The sequence below is a fragment of the Rhodoglobus sp. G.S.23 genome, from assembly GCF_056675935.1.
In genome coordinates this window covers 1,551,170-1,570,625 of the sequence record NZ_CM155237.1, presented here as the reverse complement: position 1 = coordinate 1,570,625, position 19,456 = coordinate 1,551,170, and the positions used below count along the sequence as shown (strand labels likewise).

General features: G+C 58.0%; 21 protein-coding genes. 19 read left to right on the top strand and 2 right to left on the bottom strand.

Annotated features, from left to right (window positions below):
• Positions 1–54 precede the first annotated feature (54 nt).
• Positions 55–1,284, bottom strand: a complete 1,230-nt coding sequence (locus AC1ENN_RS07545) for a DUF349 domain-containing protein (protein WP_480390805.1) — start codon at positions 1,282–1,284, stop codon at positions 55–57.
• Between the two features lie 85 nt (positions 1,285–1,369).
• On the bottom strand, positions 1,370–2,164 hold the full coding sequence (locus AC1ENN_RS07540; protein ID WP_449646745.1) for a peptidylprolyl isomerase: 795 nt from the start codon (positions 2,162–2,164) through the stop codon (positions 1,370–1,372).
• A gap of 152 nt (positions 2,165–2,316) precedes the next feature.
• On the opposite strand from AC1ENN_RS07540, the gene AC1ENN_RS07535 reads away from it, so the two are divergent.
• From AC1ENN_RS07535 to AC1ENN_RS07445, 19 genes are all read left to right on the top strand, one after another.
• Positions 2,317–3,648, top strand: coding sequence for a replication-associated recombination protein A (locus AC1ENN_RS07535; protein WP_449646744.1), 1,332 nt, complete (start codon positions 2,317–2,319; stop codon positions 3,646–3,648).
• A gap of 251 nt (positions 3,649–3,899) precedes the next feature.
• Positions 3,900–4,529: a 30S ribosomal protein S4 gene (gene rpsD, locus AC1ENN_RS07530; RefSeq protein ID WP_010202678.1), complete on the top strand. Its 630-nt coding sequence runs from the start codon at positions 3,900–3,902 to the stop codon at positions 4,527–4,529.
• A gap of 118 nt (positions 4,530–4,647) precedes the next feature.
• A complete protein-coding gene (locus AC1ENN_RS07525) occupies positions 4,648–5,010 on the top strand; it encodes a DUF948 domain-containing protein (RefSeq protein WP_480390803.1) in 363 nt (120 codons plus the stop codon).
• A gap of 68 nt (positions 5,011–5,078) precedes the next feature.
• Complete coding sequence (locus AC1ENN_RS07520) at positions 5,079–5,306, top strand: hypothetical protein (protein WP_449646742.1); 228 nt, start codon at positions 5,079–5,081, stop codon at positions 5,304–5,306.
• A 46-nt stretch (positions 5,307–5,352) separates the two neighbouring features.
• The gene (gene alaS / locus AC1ENN_RS07515; protein WP_480405758.1) at positions 5,353–8,007 is read left to right on the top strand and encodes an alanine--tRNA ligase; all 2,655 of its coding nucleotides are present in this window, start codon (positions 5,353–5,355) and stop codon (positions 8,005–8,007) included.
• A gap of 3 nt (positions 8,008–8,010) precedes the next feature.
• On the top strand, positions 8,011–8,472 hold the full coding sequence (gene ruvX / locus AC1ENN_RS07510) for a Holliday junction resolvase RuvX (RefSeq protein ID WP_449646740.1): 462 nt from the start codon (positions 8,011–8,013) through the stop codon (positions 8,470–8,472).
• Positions 8,473–8,475: 3 nt separating this feature from the next.
• Positions 8,476–9,819 carry an endolytic transglycosylase MltG gene (gene mltG / locus AC1ENN_RS07505; RefSeq protein WP_449646739.1) on the top strand — a complete coding sequence of 448 codons (1,344 nt, stop codon included), beginning with the start codon at positions 8,476–8,478 and terminating at the stop codon, positions 9,817–9,819.
• Positions 9,813–10,697 carry a shikimate dehydrogenase gene (locus AC1ENN_RS07500; RefSeq protein WP_449646738.1) on the top strand — a complete coding sequence of 295 codons (885 nt, stop codon included), beginning with the start codon at positions 9,813–9,815 and terminating at the stop codon, positions 10,695–10,697. The genes mltG and AC1ENN_RS07500 overlap by 7 nt, the downstream gene beginning before the upstream one ends.
• Positions 10,698–10,778: 81 nt before the next feature.
• Positions 10,779–11,984 carry a chorismate synthase gene (gene aroC / locus AC1ENN_RS07495; protein ID WP_449646737.1) on the top strand — a complete coding sequence of 402 codons (1,206 nt, stop codon included), beginning with the start codon at positions 10,779–10,781 and terminating at the stop codon, positions 11,982–11,984.
• Entirely contained in the window at positions 11,974–12,483 is a 510-nt protein-coding gene (locus AC1ENN_RS07490; protein WP_449646736.1) for a shikimate kinase, read from the top strand. The genes aroC and AC1ENN_RS07490 overlap by 11 nt, the downstream gene beginning before the upstream one ends.
• Positions 12,480–13,556: a 3-dehydroquinate synthase gene (gene aroB, locus AC1ENN_RS07485; RefSeq protein WP_449646735.1), complete on the top strand. Its 1,077-nt coding sequence runs from the start codon at positions 12,480–12,482 to the stop codon at positions 13,554–13,556. Before AC1ENN_RS07490 ends, aroB begins: the two co-directional genes overlap by 4 nt.
• Before the next feature lie 28 nt (positions 13,557–13,584).
• A complete protein-coding gene (locus AC1ENN_RS07480) occupies positions 13,585–14,040 on the top strand; it encodes a type II 3-dehydroquinate dehydratase (RefSeq protein WP_449646734.1) in 456 nt (151 codons plus the stop codon).
• 71 nt (positions 14,041–14,111) lie between these two features.
• Positions 14,112–14,675: an elongation factor P gene (efp, locus tag AC1ENN_RS07475; RefSeq protein WP_449646733.1), complete on the top strand. Its 564-nt coding sequence runs from the start codon at positions 14,112–14,114 to the stop codon at positions 14,673–14,675.
• Complete coding sequence (gene nusB / locus AC1ENN_RS07470) at positions 14,676–15,089, top strand: transcription antitermination factor NusB (RefSeq protein ID WP_449646732.1); 414 nt, start codon at positions 14,676–14,678, stop codon at positions 15,087–15,089.
• A 92-nt stretch (positions 15,090–15,181) separates the two neighbouring features.
• Positions 15,182–15,994, top strand: coding sequence for an ABC transporter ATP-binding protein (locus tag AC1ENN_RS07465; protein ID WP_480405757.1), 813 nt, complete (start codon positions 15,182–15,184; stop codon positions 15,992–15,994).
• 33 nt (positions 15,995–16,027) lie between these two features.
• On the top strand, positions 16,028–17,068 hold the full coding sequence (locus AC1ENN_RS07460) for an aliphatic sulfonate ABC transporter substrate-binding protein (protein ID WP_449646730.1): 1,041 nt from the start codon (positions 16,028–16,030) through the stop codon (positions 17,066–17,068).
• Positions 17,069–17,078: 10 nt separating this feature from the next.
• Positions 17,079–17,906: an ABC transporter permease gene (locus AC1ENN_RS07455; RefSeq protein ID WP_480405756.1), complete on the top strand. Its 828-nt coding sequence runs from the start codon at positions 17,079–17,081 to the stop codon at positions 17,904–17,906.
• A gap of 78 nt (positions 17,907–17,984) precedes the next feature.
• Positions 17,985–18,512, top strand: coding sequence for a bifunctional pyr operon transcriptional regulator/uracil phosphoribosyltransferase PyrR (gene pyrR / locus AC1ENN_RS07450; protein WP_449646728.1), 528 nt, complete (start codon positions 17,985–17,987; stop codon positions 18,510–18,512).
• Positions 18,509–19,456, top strand: a complete 948-nt coding sequence (locus AC1ENN_RS07445; RefSeq protein WP_480405755.1) for an aspartate carbamoyltransferase catalytic subunit — start codon at positions 18,509–18,511, stop codon at positions 19,454–19,456. The genes pyrR and AC1ENN_RS07445 overlap by 4 nt, the downstream gene beginning before the upstream one ends.

The window sequence follows — 19,456 nt, the reverse complement described above, 5'->3', positions numbered from 1 at the left end:
GACGGTGTGTTCACTCTGGTTCGGTGGACAAACAGATGGCCTGTGGAGAGTCTGCTACTTCAGTGCCCCGAGCCATGCCTTGCGAGCATCTAGTGCGTCCTGAGCATCCGCAATCTTCCTAGCATTGCCGGTGGCCTTCGCTTCAGCAAGTTCGGCTTCAAGTTTCGCGATTGCGTCGTTGAGCTGACCCAAGAATCCTTCGGAACGCTCTTGGCGCTCGGGGTTGCTCTTGTTCCAGTGATCCTCGTCGAGCTTGCGCACGGCCGTTTCGATTTTGCGCAGGCGTTCCTCGGCGACTTTGATCTTGTCGCGAGGGACCTTACCAATTTCATCCCAGCGCTTCTGAATCGACAACAACGACTTCTTGGCTTGAGCGCGGTCTGTGGCGGTCAAGAGTGGCTCGGCCTCGGCGAGCAACGCTTTCTTGAGCTCCCAATTTGCGGTGAACTCGACGTTGTCTTGCGCATCCACCTCGGACTTTGCGGCGTAGAGCACGTCGCCAGCCTGCTTAAACTTTGCCCAGAGTGCATCGTCAAACTTCTTGCCAGCGCGCCCGGCTGCCTTCCAACGATCGAGGAGGCGACGGTAGTTGGGGATGGCGTCGGCACCCTGAGCTACCAACGCTTCCGCTTCGTCGACAAGAGCCTGTTTGTCAGCGCGGGCTTGTTTGTGACTCGTGTCGAGTTCAGCGAAGAATGCGCGGCGATGGGTGTCGATCGTGCTGCGGGCGGCTCGAAAACGCTTCCACAACTCGTTCGCTTCCGCCTTCGGAAGACGGGGGCCATCGGCCTGGTGGGCTTTCCAACGCGCGAAGATGTCGTCGATCTGAGCCGTGACCTGCTTCCACTGTGCTTTGGCAGGATCTGCCGCAGCAAGCGTCTCAGCTTCGACAACAAGGGCAGTTCGCACAGCGATAGCTTCGCCCAGAGCCAGTTTGGCTTCTTCGCTCTGCTTCTCGGTGAGTTTTGAGACCGAGCCACCAAGGGCTTCGACACGTGCGCTGAGCGCCGCGAGATCGCCAACGGCGTTTGCGGTTGCGATTGACTCCTTCAGGGCGCTAATCGCCTTCGAGACGTCTGCGGCGGGCGCACCGTTCTTCACGCGCTGCTCGAGCAACGTCACTTGACCTGCAAGCTCGTGATACTTGCGGGTGAAGTAAGCCAAAGCTTCTTCCGGTGTTCCATCGGGGTATTGACCGACAGCGCGTTCGCTTTCTGCTTCGCGTACAAAGACGGTACCCGTCTCATCGACGCGTCCCCACTCGTTTTGCTCCTGTGTAGCCAATTACTTCACCTTGCTGGTTATGCCGGAAGCCGCTGCCCGGGTGAACCCAAGCTTAGGACAACCACGCTTACGGTCGTTGACGCTGTTACTGGATCGTGAAGCCCGTGATGCTTGTGGCAATCACCGGAGCCCCATCCTCGGCATTGTCGACAATGCCTCCAGAGGTGATCTCGGACTGCAAAGCATCGAGACCAGAAACGACCGTACCGACAATGCTGTAGCCGCCGGCGGTGTCGTCAGGAATTATCGCATCGTCAAAGACGATGAAGAACTGTCGCCCATTGGAGAAGGCATTGTTTCCGGTACGCGCCATTGCGATAGTGCCCGCGGGGTAGAAGCCGCCAACTCCTGCATTTTCCACCGGCCCATAGGCGTAGTCGGGATCACTGGCGCCGGTGCCGTCGAGCGATCCACACTGGATCAACCCGGCGTTCTCAGTTTTCACCATGCGGTGGCAGGTAGTACCGACGTAGTAGTCAGTAGCGATCGAGTCGATGATTGAGGCAACAGCTTGAGGTGCAGCGGCTCCGTCGAGTTCAATTCCGAGAGCCACGTCGTTGAGAGTAAGCTCACCCGTCCACGTGCGGTCTTCGGAGACTGAGACATCTGGAACGTCGCCGACGTTCTCCTGGGCGGCCGCAGTGGGTTCGGGGGTGAAGGACGGCGCGGGTTCCGGCGTTCCTGGTCCAGCACTGAAATAGAACACTTGAGCGGTCGAGACAAGCGCGATTACGAGGATCCCAACGCCAACGGCCAGAACATTGTCGCGCTTGCGGCGTGCAAGAGTGTTCTCATGGACCGCATTGCGGGCAGAGTAGTGGCGCAGGCGTTCCCGAGCGTCTCGTTGCTCGCGTGAATGCTTTTTGCTGGATGCCACCATTACTCCTTGAAGAATTGCGGATTTCGCCGCGGTCGTAGGAACGCCACACTGAACCTTACGGTCTCGTGCGAATCTCGACCAAACGCCACGGCGTTCTAGCCCTGAGCCGAAGGGCTGCGCATTTCATCAGTGCGGACGATTACGATTGACCTATGGATGCTTCCGCAAGTCTTCACAGCGGGGCTACGCCTCTTGCTGTGCGCATGCGTCCGCTGACACTTGACGAGATCGTTGGGCAGAAGCATCTGCTGCAGCGAGGTTCGCCGCTCATGAGTCTCGCATCGGATGCTGGCGGCAGTCATGGCTCGGCATCCATTATTTTGTGGGGTCCTCCGGGCACGGGCAAAACAACCATCGCGAAGGCAATCGCGCGAGGGTCTCAACGCAAGTTCGTTGAATTGTCTGCCGTGACCGCCGGGGTTAAGGACGTGCGTCTGACAATTGAAGAAGCCTTGACCGCGCGCGACCTCTACGGCGTCTCTACCGTGTTGTTTCTCGATGAGATTCACCGGTTCACGAAGGCACAGCAGGATGCTCTGCTGCCGGGGGTCGAGAACGGGTGGATCATTTTGATTGCCGCAACGACCGAGAATCCGTCGTTCTCTGTAATCTCTCCTCTCCTCTCACGGTCATTGTTGTTGACGCTCAATCAACTTGACGATGATGAGCTAGGCGAGTTGGTCGATCGGGCGGTTTCCGACGCTCGTGGACTGAACGATGCGGTAGTGCTTGAATCAGACGCTCGCGCATTGCTTGTACGGCTGTCATCTGGCGACGCGAGACGCGCCCTCACGGCGCTAGAGGCTTCAGCGGTATCGGCTGCCAACGAAGACAACGCTTCGAGTCCACCCGTAGTTACCGCAGAGCATGTTGCCACTGCCGTTGACCGTGCGCTGTTGCGCTACGACCGTCAGGGCGATGAGCACTACGACGTCATCAGCGCTTTTATCAAATCGGTGCGTGGTTCAGACGTCGACGCTGCCATCCACTACTTGGCGAGAATGATCGAAGCGGGTGAAGATCCGCGGTTCATCGCCAGACGGATCATCATCAGTGCCGCTGAAGATGTCGGCGTCGCAGACCCCCAAGCTCTCGTCATCGCCGTCGCTGCGGCCGATGCCGTGCAGATGATCGGGATGCCGGAGGGCCGAATCCCTCTCGCGGAGGCCGTTGTGTATCTCGCGACAGCGCCCAAGTCGAACGCCGCTTATGTTGCCTTGGACGCCGCAATCGCCGATGTTCGCGCGGGAAAGATTGGGCGGGTTCCCAAGCCGCTGCGCGATGCGCACTATCCGGGAGCAAAACGCCTCGGCCATGGCAAGGGGTACCAGTATTCTCACGATTCCGAGTTCGGCGTCGTGAAGCAGCAGTACCTCCCCGATGTCCTTCAGGGGACCGAGTACTACCGCCCAACCAACAACGGAAACGAACGCGACGTGTCGGCTCGACTGGCGAAACTTCGAGAGATTATCCGCGGAGAGTGACCAGCCGACGCGCCAAACCCTTGCTTGCCTCGTTTCGTGCCATAGCGATGCTTGGCGTGTTAGAGTTATGCGTCCCATCGATACGGTTTCGGCGCGCGGCTGCAATGAAACCGGAAATCGCGGAGCAAGGTCTGTAGCCGACCAGTCTCCATTGGGCCATCCCTCTACTTTCTTCTGGTGTGTTGTGTACGCGCGTTCGCGTGCGAGTAATCACCAGAGTGTTCTTACTTGAATCAATCGAAAAGGATCTTGTGTCTACTAAGTCACGTACCCGCAGCAAGACTCGCCTTTCGCGTGCACTGGGCATTGCCCTCACGCCGAAGGCTGCAAAGTACCTCGAAAAGCGCCCCTATGCTCCCGGTGAGCACGGCCGCACCAAGCGCAAGCAGGACAGTGACTACGCTGTTCGTCTTCGCGAGAAGCAGCGTCTACGGGCCCAGTACGGAATCCGTGAAGCTCAGCTGAAGATTCAGTTCGAGGAAGCTCGCAAGACCGCCGGCCTAACCGGTGAGAACTTGGTTGAGCAGCTCGAAATGCGTCTCGATGCACTGCTCGTTCGTTCGGCTATCGCTCGCACGACCGCTCAGGCTCGTCAGATGATCGTTCACCGCCACATCCTGGTTGACGGCCAGCTCGTTGACCGTCCCTCGTTCCGCGTCAAGCCGGGACAGCTCATGCACGTCAAGGCTCGCAGCGAGGGCATGGAAATCTTCCAGGTCGCCGCAGCTGGTGGACACGTGGATGTTCTGCCTAAGACTCCTGGTTACCTCGAAGTTGAAATCGACAAGCTGCAGGCACGTCTCGTACGTCGCCCGAAGCGCGCCGAGGTTCCCGTGACCTGTGAAGTTCAGCTCGTTGTTGAGTACTACGCAGCACGCTAACTAACGCACGAAAGGGTCGGGGCTTATGCTCCGGCCCTTTTTTGCGTTTGGCGGGATGTTGGTGCGATTGTCGAATAGCGTGTAACCACCACTTTTTCTGAGACGGATCGGAGCAGGCATGACTGGCGGAGATATCGCAGGGCTTATCGCGGCAGGAGTATTCGCAGTCCTTGTCGGGTTGCTCGCCGTTCCCTTGCTCAAGTTGGGAAGGGTGTTCGACGAAACGAGTTCCGCAATACGTGGAGTCAGCGACAATCTGGACCCCATGTTGACTGAGGCAACGGCCACGATTTCGGAGACGAATCGCCAATTGGCTCGCGTCGATGCGATCACTCAGAATGTGGAAGAAACCACCGGGAATGTCTCAGCATTGGTCGCACTAGCAGCCGCAACCGTCGGCGGCCCTTTGATCAAGATCGCTGGCCTCAGTGCCGGAGTGCGTGCCGCTGTGCTGAGCATCCGCCCGAAGCGCCGTCGCTGACCTTTTCGCACGGCCTAAGCTAGTACGGTTCTAGTACCGCTCTCGCACCCAAATCTGAAGGAGAAGTTATGAAAGGCGCCGTTCTTTTCGTTGTAGGTATTGCCGTCGGTTTCGTCGCAGCCCACCAAGTCGCGAAGACACCTGAGGGCAAGCAGTTCTTCTCTGAGGTTGACAGCAAGGCACGCGAGTTCACGAGTGCCGTTGTTGATGGCTACCGCGAGCGTGAAGCAGAACTTCGCGCAGCAGTGGGCGAGGCAGAAGAAGCTCTCTCGGACTTTTCGCAGCGTTCTAAGTAAGAAAATCAGGGCCCTCGGGCCGCATTATTGAGTTCCCGGGGATCCCATGCAGACCGCAGACATTCAGAACCGTTGGTTGACCTATTTTGGCGACCGTGGTCACACTATTGTTCCTTCAGCCTCGCTCGTCAGCGATGACCCGACGCTGCTATTCACTGTCGCGGGCATGGTTCCCTTCGTTCCCTATCTGACGGGCCTCGTTCCGGCGCCGTTCGATCGCGCAACGAGCGTTCAGAAGTGCATCCGAACGCTCGATATCGAAGAAGTCGGCAAGACACCGCGTCACGGAACGTTCTTCCAGATGAACGGAAACTTTTCTTTCGGCGACTATTTCAAAAAGGAAGCCATTCAGTTTGCCTGGGAGTTCCTCACGCTTCCCGAGGCCGATGGGGGACTTGGTTTTCACGCAGAGGACCTCTGGGTCACCGTTTACGAAGACGATGACGATGCTGTCGCCTATTGGAAAGAGACCGCAGGGCTTCCTGACGAGCGCATTCAGCGACTCGGGATGGACAGCAACTACTGGTCAACAGGCCAGCCAGGTCCCGCTGGACCCTGTTCGGAAATTTTCTTCGATCGAGGCCCTGCTTACGGCGCCGATGGCGGCCCAGCCACCGACGACGATCGTTACGTTGAAATCTGGAACCTCGTCTTCATGCAGTACCTCCGTGGCGAAGGTAAAGGCAAAGATTTCTCGATCCTCGGCGAACTGCCCAAGCAGAACATTGACACCGGCATGGGCCTGGAGCGCGTTGCGTTCCTCAAGCAGGGCGTCGAGAACATGTACGAAATCGACCAAGTCCGTCCCGTGCTCGACAAGGCCGCAGAACTTTCTGGCCGCACTTACGGCGCTGACCATGAAGCTGACGTTCGACTGCGCGTAGTCGCTGACCACGTTCGTTCGAGCCTCATGCTCATTGCGGATGGCGTTACTCCCAGCAACGAAGGTCGCGGGTACGTGCTGCGGCGCCTACTACGCCGCACAGTGCGCGCCATGCGCCTGCTTGGGGTTGAAGGAACCACCTTCGCTGAACTCTTTCCCGAGTCGCGGGATGCCATGAAGGCCGCCTACCCCGAAGTCGAGAAAGACTACGATCGCATTTCGCGCGTCGTTCTCGCCGAAGAAGATACCTTCATGCGCACGCTCGCTAGCGGAACAACGATCCTTGACACTGCGGTCGAAAACACCAAGAAGTCCGGCGCTTCGGAACTGCCTAGTGACACCGCATTCCTCCTGCACGACACCTTTGGATTTCCCATCGACCTGACGCTGGAGATGGCGGGCGAAGCTGGACTATCGGTGGACCGCGAAGCTTTTGATTCGCTCATGAAACAGCAGCGCGATCGCGCAAAAGCAGACGCAGGCTCCAAAAAGCAATTCCTTGCTGACCTGTCGGTTTACGGCGCCTTCCGCGCGCTCGGCGAGACCACCTTCACCGGCTACGAAAATCTTGAAACCGAATCTAGCGTTCTCGGGATCATCGTCGACGGCGTCTCGGTATCGCAAGCGACATCCGGCCAAGTCGCTGAAGTGATCCTCGCCGAAACGTCGCTCTACGCCGAATCCGGTGGTCAAGAAGCGGATGCGGGTGCGATTGTTGGTGCCAGCTACCACCTAGAGGTTCTCGACGTCCAACGCCCGGTAAAGGGACTCATCAGCCACAAGGTGCAAGTGACGTCCGGTGAGGTCGGCGTCGGAGACGCTGCAACAGCGATCGTGGATGCCGATTGGCGTCGCGGCGCAACTCAAGCGCACTCGGCAACCCACGTCATCCACGCAGCTTTGCGTCAAATTTTGGGCAAGGATGCTCACCAGTCTGGTTCATACAACAAGGCTGGCTACATGCGTCTGGACTTCTCGTGGTCGCAGGCTCTCTCGGCTGAGACAAAGTCTGAGATTGAAGAAGTCGCGAACACTGCTGTGCGTGACAACCTCGAAGTCACGACACGAATCATGGCACTCGATGACGCCAAGGACCTCGGCGCGATGGCGCTGTTTGGTGAGAAGTACGGCGATACGGTTCGCGTTGTCGAAATCGGTGGACCTTGGTCGCTCGAGTTGTGTGCTGGCACCCACGTTGCCCGTTCCGCTGAGATCGGACTTATTTCGCTCGTTGGTGAGTCGTCGGTCGGATCGTCAAACCGCCGCGTTGAGTCCCTCGTCGGCATGAGCGCATTCCGAAACTTTGCAGCGGAGCGCGCAATCGTCTCAGAACTTACTGCCAATTTGAAGACGCCTAAGGAGCAATTGCCTGATCGGATTGCCGAACTGATGGCAAACCTTAAGGCAGCCGAGCGCAAGATTGCCCAGCTTGAGGCTGGCCAGCTCTCGCAGCGCGTACCGGCCTTGGTCGAGACAGCGCAAGTGCTGGGCTCGGTGAAGGCCGTCGTCGAGAATGTTGGCGAGCTTCCGTCAAACGATGACCTTCGTGGACTTGTCCAGTCAGTTCGTGAGCGGCTCGGCTCGAAGGCTGCTGTCGTAGCACTTGCTGCCACAATTGGCGAAAAGCCTGCCGTCATTGTCGCGACCAATGAGGCGGCTCGTGCTCATGGTCTCGCCGCTGGGGCACTGGCCAAGGCGGCAGCAGGGGTGCTCGGTGGCGGCGGTGGCGGCAAGCCAGACATCGCACAGGGTGGTGGCGCAAACCCCGCTTCGATTCCCGACGCTCTCGCACTTATCGTCTCGACTCTGTCCGCTTAGTCCATGCGCTCAGGTACTCGAATCGGTATTGACGTCGGAAAAGTTCGGGTCGGGGTTGCGAGAAGCGACCCTCACGGGATGTTGGCGACCCCAGTAGAGACGGTGAAGCGCGCACAAGCAAGTATCACAAGAGTGCTGGCTATCGCGAAGGAATACGAGGCTGTTGAACTGGTCGTCGGCCTCCCCATCGCTCTTTCTGGACGGGATACTGCGTCAACCGGTGATGCTCGAGAATTCGCTCAACAGCTTGCCGATAGCTCCGATTTGCCCGTGCGGCTCGTAGATGAGCGGATGACCACGATGAGTGCGCATACTGCGCTGCGGGCATCCGGTCGCACCGCAAAAAATTCTCGCTCGGTCGTCGATCAGGTTGCCGCCGTTATAATTTTGCAACACGCCCTCGACTTCGAGCGCTCAGCGGCGCGATTGCCCGGAGAACTTGTCGAACCGACGCTAGGATCCTGAACCATGGCCGATGAACCGAACTGGGAAGATATCTTCAACGATCAACCCGGTGAAAGTGCACCGAAGTCGGCTCGCGCCGCGGCCTCGCATGGCACCGAACGTGCCGATGGCGCGGCAAGCACCGAATCCTCTACTCCGGTAGTAGGCGCTGGCGAACAGCCACTGACCCGGCGCGAAGCGCGAGCGGCTCACGAGGCGCAAGCATCGCGGGGGAGGACCGCAGAAGCTGCTCCGGAAACTGACGGTTCGACACCAGGAGGCCTACCACGCAAGCGTCGTTGGTGGCTCATCATTGGGCTCCCGATTCTTGTTATTGCCATCGCCGGTGCTGCAGTCGCAACTTTTGCGTGGGTCAACTACGAAGAGAAGATCCGCGAAGTGCTCGGCTGGGAACTGCCAAACGACTTTGAAGGAAGTGGCAACGGCGAGGAAGTTATCGTCACCGTCAACTCGGGTGATATCGGATCCGATATCGCGCGGAGCCTTAATGTTGCTGGCGTCACGATGACCTTCGATGCGTTCTACGATCTGTTGCTTGCGCAAGAAACGGACCCAGCCTTCTTTCCAGGAAACTACTCCCTTCAAAAGGAGATGAGTGCTCAATCTGCACTTGATGCTCTGCTTGACCCAGAGAACAAGGTAACCGACAGAGTCTTGATCACCGAGGGCACAACCTTGCCCGACGCGCTCGAAATCATCTCCCAAACCACCGGCATTGCCCTCGCTGATGTGCAGGCGGCATCCGAAGATCTCGCACACTTTGGGCTTCCCGCCGAAGCTGTCAGCCTTGAGGGCTACCTGTTCCCTGCAACCTACGAACTCGACGGCAGCCAAGACCCCTACGTCGTACTCGACCTGATGGTCAACACCATGTACGAGAAGTTGGATGCAGCGGGTGTCCCTGTTGAAGACCGCTACCGAATTCTGACAATGGCAGCGCTTGTCCAGCGCGAAGCCGGCCCCAATACCGACGACTTCTACAAAATTGCCCGTGTCTTCTACAACCGACTCGATCAGGGGATGTTGCTTCAGTCCGACGCGACCGTCGCCTATGGCACCGGAAATCTCCACACGGTGTGGACAACAGACTCCGAACGCGCTGATGCCAGCAATCCCTACAACACGTACGCCAATCCCGGTCTGCCTGTCGGACCGATTGGTCTCCCCGGCGAGTTGGCGATCGATGCTGCCCTGAACCCTGCCGCCGGCGACTGGCTATTCTTCGTTCCGATCAACTTGGCGACAGGGGAGACGGTCTTCACCAGCAATGTTGACGACCATGAGGCTGCAGCCCAGCAGCTTCGCGATTGGTGCGCCGAGAGCGAAGAGAATGGCAGCTATTGCTAGACAGCTCACGTGTTCCGGCCGCGGGATCCGCCCGATCGAAGCTTGCCGTTCTCGGTTCTCCCATCGCTCACTCGTTGAGCCCGGCAATCCATCGTGCGGCGTACAAAACTCTCGGTTTCGATTGGGAATACGATGCAATCGATCTGTCAGAAGAGTCTCTGCCCGCGTTTCTTGCGGCTCTCGATGGACGCTGGCGTGGACTGTCACTGACGATGCCTCTCAAGCGCGATGTCGTTCCACTACTCGATTGGGCTGACCCGCTTGTTGAGCTCGTTGGAGGGGCAAACACTGTCGTAGTGACGGATGCCGGTCTCCGTGGCTACAACACGGACGTCGAGGGCGCCATGCGCAGTTTTCTCGATGCCGGATTGTCGAGCTTGGAATCCGTCTGGATTCTGGGGGCAGGTGCCACTGCCGCATCGCTTCTCGTGGCTTCTGTTCGTCTCGGCGCGCAAAAGATCGTCATCTTCGCGCGCCGCCCAGCAAAAGCGGAACCCCTCAAGGTGCTTGGCGAGTCGCTCGGTGCAACGATTATTGTTCGACAATGGCACGATGCGGCTCGGGCGGCCGACATTCCCTCTGTTGTTGTCACAACGGTCCCTGGCGGGGCCATAGATCTTGAGTTCGCTGAGGCTGTGCGCAAGCAAGCAGCCCTCTTTGATGTTGCCTATGACCCATGGCCGAGCGACATTGCGCACAGCTGGATGGCTGCAAGCGGAACAGTAATTTCTGGTCATGATTTGCTGATCAATCAGGCCATTGCTCAAGTACGTATTTTTGCCTCAGGAACGCCAGATGTGCCGCTGGCGCATGAGGCGGATGCGATTGACTCGATGCGTGCCGCAATTGAGACGCCGTCGATTCGCGACGAGGTCTAGCAACAGGTACGGCGAGTTCACTGGGACGGTGATCCAGCACTGCGTAAAATGTGGCGTCATCTCGTGTGGGAGGATTGACGCATGCTTCGATGGTTAACGGCCGGTGAATCTCACGGCCCAGAATTGGTCGCAATTCTTGAGGGGATGCCTTCGGGCGTGCCCATCTCACCTGAACAAATTCAGGCGGACTTGGTGCGTCGTACGCTCGGCTATGGCCGTGGTGCCCGCATGAAGTTTGAGCAGGATGAGCTCACGCTGAGTGGGGGAATCCGTTTCGGTGCCACGATGGGTAGCCCCATTGCGTTGCGCATCGGTAACACTGAATGGCCTCGGTGGGTCGAAGTGATGAGTCCGGTTCCCGTCGACCCAGAGACTCTGCCCAAGGGGCGCGGCGCCGCCCTCACGCGTCCGCGTCCGGGGCACGCCGACCTCACAGGGATGCAAAAGTACGACTTTGCCGAGTCCCGTAACGTTCTCGAACGAGCGAGCGCACGCGAAACTGCAGCTCGCGTTGCTCTCGGGGCCGTTGCGCGCGCGTTCCTCGACGGTCTCGGAATTCATCTCGTTAGTCACACTCTGTCGATTGGTACGGTTCGGGTGCCAGCAGGAAGCGCACTGCCAACACCCGGCGATGTTGCGACCCTCGACGCCGACCTTTTGCGGTGCTTCAACCCCGAGACATCTGAGCAAATGGTTGCTGAGGTCGATCTCGCCCATGAAGATGGCGACACCCTCGGGGGAATCGTCGAAGTCCTCGCCTATGGCTTGCCACCGGGACTCGGTTCGTACACCCACTGGGATCGTCGTCTCGACGCGCAGCTTTCTGCCGCACTCATGGGCATCCAAGCGATCAAGGGCGTCGAAGTCGGGGATGGTTTCGAGACAGCTGCACGTCGTGGTTCAGTCGCGCACGATGAACTTGTGCACTCGCCTGACGGAATCTCTCGAGAGAGTGACCGTGCCGGCGGAATCGAAGGCGGAATGTCTACCGGCACTGTCTTGCGTGTTCGTGCCGCCATGAAGCCAATCTCGACGGTTCCTCGTGCTCTTCGAACGGTGGATATTGCGACGGGCGAAGCAGCCGTGGCGCATCATCAGCGTTCGGATGTGTGTGCCGTTCCCGCTGCGGGCGTGGTAGCGGAAGCGATGGTTGCGCTCACTCTGGCGAACTCAGTGCTCGAAAAATTTGGTGGAGATTCGCTTGGCGAAACTAAGCGAAACCTCGAGGCATACCTAGCCGCGATCCCTGATGCGCTCCAGACCACCGGGGCTACGTATGCTCAATGATGGCGGAGCGATCGTTGTCATCATTGGGGCGCCCGGTGCAGGAAAAACTAAAGCAGGCAAGCGACTAGCCAAAATTTTGGATGTGCCCCTTGTCGACACTGACAAGGTTGTCGTCGCCTCACACGGCCCCATCCCTGAACTATTCGCAGAATTTGGCGAAGAATATTTTCGTGCGCGAGAGCGCGAAGCCGTCGCCAACGCACTACTCGAACCTGCCGTCGTCACTCTGGGTGGGGGAGCGGTGCTGAACCTCGAGACGCGTGCTGACCTTGCGTCCCACCGCGTTGTGCAATTGACGATGTCGAAGGCTGCCGCGCGCCTGCGGATTGCCGGAAGTAAACGGCCATTGGCCAATAACGCTGATGAATGGGAAAAGCTCGTCGAAGCCCGTCGTCCTATTTATGACGAGCTTGCTTCTCTCACGATTGATACCTCACTTAAGCCTATGGAGAAAGTTGCGCGCGAGATCGCCGACTGGTTGGGAACCCAACAGCAATGACTGAAACCACGATCATCCCGGTCCCTGGAACGAGCCCCTACGATGTTCTCATCGGCCGAGGCCTGCTGCCGAAGCTCGCTGAGCAGCTAGGTCCGCGAGTAACAAAGGTGTTGATCATTCACCCGCCGACGCTTGGTGCGAGAGCAAATGCACTGCGCGAGTCGCTCTCGGAGAACTACGAGGTACTTCTTGCGGAGATTCCGGATGCCGAAGACGCCAAGCGGATCGAAGTTGCCGCTTTTTGCTGGCAGATCATGGGTCAGACCGATTTCACTCGCACCGATGCTGTGATTGGTTTCGGCGGGGGAGCAGCGACTGACCTTGCTGGCTTTGTCGCCGCCACCTGGCTGCGCGGAATCAAGCTCATTCAGTGCCCAACGAGTGTCGCGGGCATGGTTGACGCTGCTGTGGGTGGAAAAACCGGAATCAACACTGCTGAAGGCAAGAATCTTGTGGGAGCGTTCTATGCCCCGAGCGCTGTGGTCGCGGACCTCGACGTGTTAGAAGACCTTCCTCGCAACGAGATCTTGGCCGGATTCGCTGAGATCGTCAAGTGCGGATTCATCGGTGAGCCCGAAATTCTTGACATCATTGAAGCTGACGTCGACAAGGTCATCGATCCACATTCTGAACAGTTTCGGCGCGTTGTTGAATTGTCGATCGGACTGAAAGCTCGTGTAGTTGGCGAAGACTTCACGGAGACCGGTCTTCGAGAGATTCTGAACTACGGGCACACTCTTGGTCACGCAATTGAGCATGCCGAGCGTTACCGCTGGCGTCACGGCGCTGCAGTGTCCGTCGGAATGGTTTTTGCTGCGGAACTAGCCCACCTCGCTGGATCGCTCAGTTCTGAAGTTGTCGACAGGCACCGGAGCATCCTGCAGTCGCTCAGCTTGCCCATCGATTACCCCCTCGGTCGTTGGAACACTCTTCTCGCGACTATGCAGCGCGATAAGAAGGCCCGGGCGGGAATGATTCGTTTTGTGGTGCTCGACTCTGTCGGCCGCACATCCATGTTGAATGGCCCCGACGAAGCGATGCTGTACTCCGCCTATCAGGAAGTCGGGGTCTAGCGGGCTCGTGCCTCGCTAGAGTGGAGCGGTGACTACAGTATTTGTCCTCAATGGGCCCAACCTCAGCAGGCTCGGCAGTCGAGAGCCTGATGTTTATGGTGGGGGAACGCTTCGCGAGCTGCAATCCGCTCTTGAAGCTCACACCCGAGGGCTGGCCAATGGAGAAAATGTTGTGCTCGACTTTCGCCAAACCGACAGCGAAACAGAACTGATTTCTTGGCTCCATGAGGCTGTCGATTCAGGATCGCCGGTCATCATGAATCCTGCTGCTTTCACTCACTACTCGTACGCTCTGCGGGATGCTGCAGCTCAAGTCACTGGCGCAGGGCTCCCGCTCGTGGAGGTGCACATCACGAATCCACACGCCAGAGAAGAATTCCGTCACACGAGCGTGATTTCTGGTGTGGCAACCGGAGTGATTGCCGGATTCGGTTTCGAATCGTACATTCTCGCCCTCGACGCGGTTGCTCGTCGACTCAGTTAGACTCGAACGTCGCATTTGTCGCCTTCGCGACTTACTCGCGCTTTTGCTCGTTAACAGAAACGGATTTACGCATGGCCTCTACCGCTGACATCAGGAACGGCGTCGTTCTCAACATGGACGGTGGATTGTGGACCGTTATCGAGTTCCAACACGTCAAGCCCGGCAAGGGTGGCGCTTTCGTTCGAACCAAGGTGAAGAACGTGCGTTCGGGTAAGACCGTTGACCGCACATTCAACGCTGGCGCCAAGATCGAGACCGAGACGGTTGACCGTTCCGAATTCCAGTACCTGTACAAGGACATGGAAAATTTCGTGTTCATGAACACGAGCGACTACGACCAGATCACGTTGAGTGCTGAAGCTGTTGGCGATGCCGCAAACTTTATGCTCGAGAACCAGAACGTGGTAATCGCTCTCCACAACGGTGACCCTCTCTACGTCGAGCTCCCGGCATCCGTTGTTCTGGAGATCACGTACACGGAGCCTGGCCTTCAGGGCGACCGTTCGACCGGTGGCAGCAAGCCTGCGACCGTCGAAACCGGATATCAGATTCAGGTTCCTTTGTTCCTCGAGCAGGGCACCCGCGTCAAGGTTGATACTCGCGATGGTAGCTACCTCGGCCGCGTGAACGAGTAAATGGGGGCACGCAGCAAGGCGCGTAAGCGCGCGCTTGACCTTATGTACGGTGCCGATGTTCGTGGCGAAAGCATCAACGAAGCGTTGGCAGCAGAGTCACTCCGTGCGATGAACGATCCGGCACGGGCAACCTCGTGGGCGTACGCCCAGCAAGTTGTCTTAGGGATTACCGCTCACGGTGACGAGATTGATGAACTCATCGAGACCTATTCGCAGGGGTGGCCCCTTAACCGGATGCCCGCGGTAGATCGCGCTCTATTGCGTATCGGTCTCTGGGAAATCTTGTACAACGATGATGTTCCCACCGGTGTCGCGATTTCTGAAGCCGTCGAATCGGCCAAGGTTCACTCCACTGAAGATTCAGCAGGTTTCATCAACGGTTTGCTCGGTCGCATTGCGGCCAGTAGCGAGTAACTAGCTCTATTGTGACGTAGCGTTACGCAGTTGCGTGACGCTACGTTACGGCGCAGATCGCCATTGTCGCCGAGGAGTTCTAGCGTTCAGGGATGAGTTCTTCATCCCCCCGCCGCAGCACGGCAGCCGATGCGCTGTCCGTCACTATTCGCGATCTCTCGCGAAGGTTTGGCGAGCGCCGTGTTCTCAACAACATCGATCTCGACATCAGCGCCGGAGAAATTGTTGCCCTCATCGGGCCCTCTGGCTGCGGCAAGTCAACGCTGTTGCGCCATATCGGTGGATTGGATTCACCAACCGGTGGCGCAATCAGCATCGGCGGTGCACCCGTTACCGGTCTTGACGCGCGTTCGGCAATTGCTTTTCAAGAGCCTCGTTTGCTTCCGTGGCGTTCGATCAAACGAAATGTCGAGGTCGGGCTTCCTCGTGGCAAGCGTACGAGCGACGATAGCGATCGGGTCGCTGACCTCCTCGAGCTTGTCAAACTGTCTGAATCTGCACAGCTTCGCCCGCGGGAAATCTCGGGGGGAATGGCGCAGCGAGTTTCTCTCGCGCGAGCTCTCGCCCGCCGGCCAGGCGTGCTCCTTCTCGACGAACCTTTCGGAGCGCTCGACGCGCTAACGAGGCTCTCAATGCAAGATCTGCTTCTCGAGCTTCATGCTGCTGAACCCGCCACTATCGTCATCGTCACTCACGATGTTGATGAAGCGCTCTACTTAGCGGATCGCGTCATTTTGCTTGGTGCGGTCGGTAGTGACACCGCACACGAGGGCTCGAGTATCAGGGCCACTGTCACTGTCCCCGGTGTGCGCCCTCGTGATCGCGGCAGCGGAGATCTTGCCGAACTTCGGGCCGAACTACTTGAAGGCCTCGGGGTTCCCACCCACCATCTCAGTTCCCACTAATCCCCGCTTCTTTACTCACCCACGAAGGAAATCATGTCTCGCCGTTCACTTTTTTCTCCCCTTGCCGCTGGCGCAGTTGCGTTGACGCTTGGCATTTCTGGCTGTGTTGCCGGTGAAGGTTCCGCACTGTCTCCGGAGGCTGCAAACAACGACGGTGGCTGGAGCAGTGACCACCTCGCTGTTGACTTCGCTACCTACAACCCTCTGAGTCTCATCATCAAGGAAGAGGGCTGGCTTGAAGACACCCTGGGCGATGATGTCGAGGTGACCTGGATTCAGTCATCCGGTTCCGCAGCGGCGAACGATGCTCTCCGCGCCGGAGCTCTTGACATCGGTTCGACTGCTGGCTCAGCAGCACTGCTGGCGCGGGCTAATGGTTCACCGATCAAAACGGTTGATGTGTACTCGCAACCAAACTGGTCCGCTATTGTCGTTGCCGCGGATTCGCCTATTCAATCGGCTGAGGACCTGCGCGGTAAGAACATTGGAGCCAATGCGGGAACCGACCCCTATTTCTTCTTGCTTCAAACTCTCGCAGAATTCGGTATCGGCCTTGATGAAGTTACGATCACCCAGCTTCAACACGCTGACGGTAAGACGGCGTTGGAATCGGGTGCAGTGGATGCGTGGGCTGGTCTTGATCCGCTGATGAGTGCATCCGTCGTCAATGCGGGTTCGCGCATCGTCTATGACAATCCTGACTTCAACAGCTACGGGTTCTTGAATGCGACGGAAAGTTTTCTCGAGAAGTCCCCTGATCTCGCCCAACTCGTAGTGGATGCTTACGAGAAGGCTCGGCAGTGGGCCGCAGATAACCCCGATGATGCTGCAGCGATTTTCGCTGATGTTGCGGGTATTGATCTTCCCATCGCCAACTCGGTGCTGCTGGAGCGCACCAACCTTGCCATCGATCCCGCGCCGGGCCAGAAGCAGCTCGATGTGCTGAACATAATCGGTCCAATTTTCGTGGATTCTGGTGCTGTTGCTGCGCAATCACAGATTGACGATGCACTCGCCTCACTCTTCGAGACCACATATGTCGATGCTGCGGATCCGAGCCGTGTCGCCGAGTAACGATTCAAGCGTGTTGGAGCGGCCCGACGTGAACCACGTCGAGGCCGTTCCGGCGATCTCTGCCGCAGCGCCACAGCGCCGACGTCGCTTGGTGCGCTCAATGAGTCTGGGTGCGGTTGTTCCTGTTGCGTTAATCGTGCTGTGGCAAATCATTGCGACTTCCGGCGTGGTAGCGAGCTATCGACTGCCAACACCCCTCAGTGTCTGGATAGCGGGCGTAGATCTCTACGAGCGTGGAGTGCTCTATCAGCATGTTGCTATCTCGACGCAACGGGTGATCCTTGGCTTCGCGATGGGCTCAATTGTTGGTTTGGCATTGGCAGCCGTTGTCGGATTGTCCGCTCGCGTCTCTGATTTTTTTGCCCCGACGTTGGGGGCGCTTCGTGCAGTCCCGTCGCTGGCTTGGGTTCCGCTCCTCGGGCTCTACCTCGGTTACAACGAGGATTCCAAAGTTGTTTTGATTGCGATCGGCGCGTTCTTTCCTGTCTACACAACGGTCGCGTCCGCTCTCAGACATGTGGATGCTCACCTAGTGGAATTGGGTCGTAGCTACGGTTACTCCGGCCCGGCCCTCCTGAGTCTCGTTCAGCTGCCAGCGGTGGTGCCTGCAGTTATTTCTTCGCTGCGGCTTGCTCTGGCGCAGGCGTGGTTATTTCTGGTGGCGGGCGAGCTGCTAGGAGCATCTTTGGGACTCGGTTATCTGCTGGTTGATTCACAGAACAATGGTCGGATCGATCGATTGTTCTTGACGATCATTCTGCTTGGTGTGCTTGGCAAGACCACCGACAGCCTTGTGGGCTTGCTTGAGCGTTTCCTACTCAAGCGCTGGGGTTCATAAGTCTGTCGTGAGCACGCTATAGTCGGTGAAACAGATTTCCTTTAAATTCCGTCCAGAGAGGCGGGGAAGGAGGTCAGAATGCCTGTACGCACAGTGCTGCAGCATGCTGATATCACCCGAGCGTTGACTCGTATTTCCCACGAGATTCTTGAGTCCAATCGCGGTTCAGACGATCTCGTCATTCTCGGTATCCCTACCCGCGGTGTAACTCTCGCGAAGCGAATCTCGACGATCATCCACTCCGTCGACTCTGCGGTTATTCCCGCCGGTGCGCTCGACGTGACGATGTACCGCGACGACCTTGCTCAGAACCCCACTCGCGCAACTGGCCCGACAGACATCCCCGGTGGTGGTATCGACGGTAAGACTGTTGTGCTCGTTGACGACGTTCTCTACTCAGGCCGAACAATTCGCGCTGCTCTTGATGCGCTGGGTGACCTAGGGCGACCGAGAGCGGTTCGATTAGCTGTGCTTGTTGACCGTGGCCACCGCGAGTTTCCGATTCGCGCTGACTTCGTAGGGAAGAACCTTCCGAGCTCAATGGAAGAACGCATTAATGTGCGCCTGGAAGAAATCGACGGCACTGATGAGGTGACGATCGGATGAGGCACCTACTGACAACACAGGGTCTACAACGTGACGAAGCCATCGCGATTCTCGATGTTGCCGAAGACATGGCGGCTGTTGGCGAGCGTGAGGTCAAAAAGTTGCCGACTCTCCGCGGCAAGACCGTCATCAACCTGTTCTTCGAAGACTCCACTCGCACTCGTATCTCCTTCGAGGCAGCAGCGAAACGGCTCAGTGCCGATGTGATCAACTTCGCCGCCAAGGGCTCGAGCGTATCTAAGGGGGAGAACCTCAAAGACACCGCTCAGACTCTTGCCGCCATGGGGGCTGATGCTGTGGTCGTTCGTCATTGGGCATCTGGAGCGCCCAAAACACTCGCTGACAGCGGATGGATCGATGCCGGCATTGTCAATGCTGGCGACGGAACCCACGAGCATCCCACTCAAGCGCTGCTTGACGCGTTTACCATTCGGCGCCGACTTCATGGTGCGAACGCTCGCGGACGGGATCTCGACGGCGTCACCGTCACCGTTGTTGGCGACATTGTGCATTCTCGGGTAGCCCGGTCGAACGTCTGGCTACTCACAACGCTCGGAGCGCACGTCACTCTCGTCGCCCCGGCCACGCTCTTGCCGGTGAACCTCAGCGGGTGGCCTGTTGAAGTGTCCTATGACCTCGATCACGCGATTGCCAAGGGCCCAGATGTCATCATGATGTTGCGAGTTCAGGGTGAACGAATGGCTGCCGCATTCTTTCCTAATGCTCGCGAATATTCGAAGCAGTGGGGACTCAACGACGAACGAATGCGTGCACTTCCAGCCAGTAGCATGGTTATGCATCCTGGGCCGATGAACCGCGGTCTAGAAATCTCCGCTGCGGCGGCAGATTCGCCGCAGTCGACAGTGCTCGATCAGGTCAGAAATGGCGTCTCAGTGAGAATGTCGGTGCTGTATCACTTGCTGTCCGGAGCTGTAGAGCGATGA

Excerpts from the sequence above, each read along its gene's own strand:
- AC1ENN_RS07490 (WP_449646736.1), top strand. The coding sequence starts at position 11,974 with ATGCTCAATGATGGCGGAGCGATCGTTGTCATCATTGGGGCGCCCGGT.
- alaS (WP_480405758.1), top strand. The coding sequence starts at position 5,353 with ATGCAGACCGCAGACATTCAGAACCGTTGGTTGACCTATTTTGGCGAC.
- AC1ENN_RS07525 (WP_480390803.1), top strand. The coding sequence starts at position 4,648 with ATGACTGGCGGAGATATCGCAGGGCTTATCGCGGCAGGAGTATTCGCA.
- pyrR (WP_449646728.1), top strand. The coding sequence starts at position 17,985 with ATGCCTGTACGCACAGTGCTGCAGCATGCTGATATCACCCGAGCGTTG.
- AC1ENN_RS07460 (WP_449646730.1), top strand. The coding sequence starts at position 16,028 with ATGTCTCGCCGTTCACTTTTTTCTCCCCTTGCCGCTGGCGCAGTTGCG.
- nusB (WP_449646732.1), top strand. The coding sequence starts at position 14,676 with ATGGGGGCACGCAGCAAGGCGCGTAAGCGCGCGCTTGACCTTATGTAC.
- AC1ENN_RS07445 (WP_480405755.1), top strand. The coding sequence starts at position 18,509 with ATGAGGCACCTACTGACAACACAGGGTCTACAACGTGACGAAGCCATC.
- efp (WP_449646733.1), top strand. The coding sequence starts at position 14,112 with ATGGCCTCTACCGCTGACATCAGGAACGGCGTCGTTCTCAACATGGAC.
- AC1ENN_RS07535 (WP_449646744.1), top strand. The coding sequence starts at position 2,317 with ATGGATGCTTCCGCAAGTCTTCACAGCGGGGCTACGCCTCTTGCTGTG.
- AC1ENN_RS07465 (WP_480405757.1), top strand. The coding sequence starts at position 15,182 with ATGAGTTCTTCATCCCCCCGCCGCAGCACGGCAGCCGATGCGCTGTCC.
- AC1ENN_RS07520 (WP_449646742.1), top strand. The coding sequence starts at position 5,079 with ATGAAAGGCGCCGTTCTTTTCGTTGTAGGTATTGCCGTCGGTTTCGTC.
- ruvX (WP_449646740.1), top strand. The coding sequence starts at position 8,011 with ATGCGCTCAGGTACTCGAATCGGTATTGACGTCGGAAAAGTTCGGGTC.
- mltG (WP_449646739.1), top strand. The coding sequence starts at position 8,476 with ATGGCCGATGAACCGAACTGGGAAGATATCTTCAACGATCAACCCGGT.
- AC1ENN_RS07540 (WP_449646745.1), bottom strand. The coding sequence starts at position 2,164 with ATGGTGGCATCCAGCAAAAAGCATTCACGCGAGCAACGAGACGCTCGG.
- aroC (WP_449646737.1), top strand. The coding sequence starts at position 10,779 with ATGCTTCGATGGTTAACGGCCGGTGAATCTCACGGCCCAGAATTGGTC.
- aroB (WP_449646735.1), top strand. The coding sequence starts at position 12,480 with ATGACTGAAACCACGATCATCCCGGTCCCTGGAACGAGCCCCTACGAT.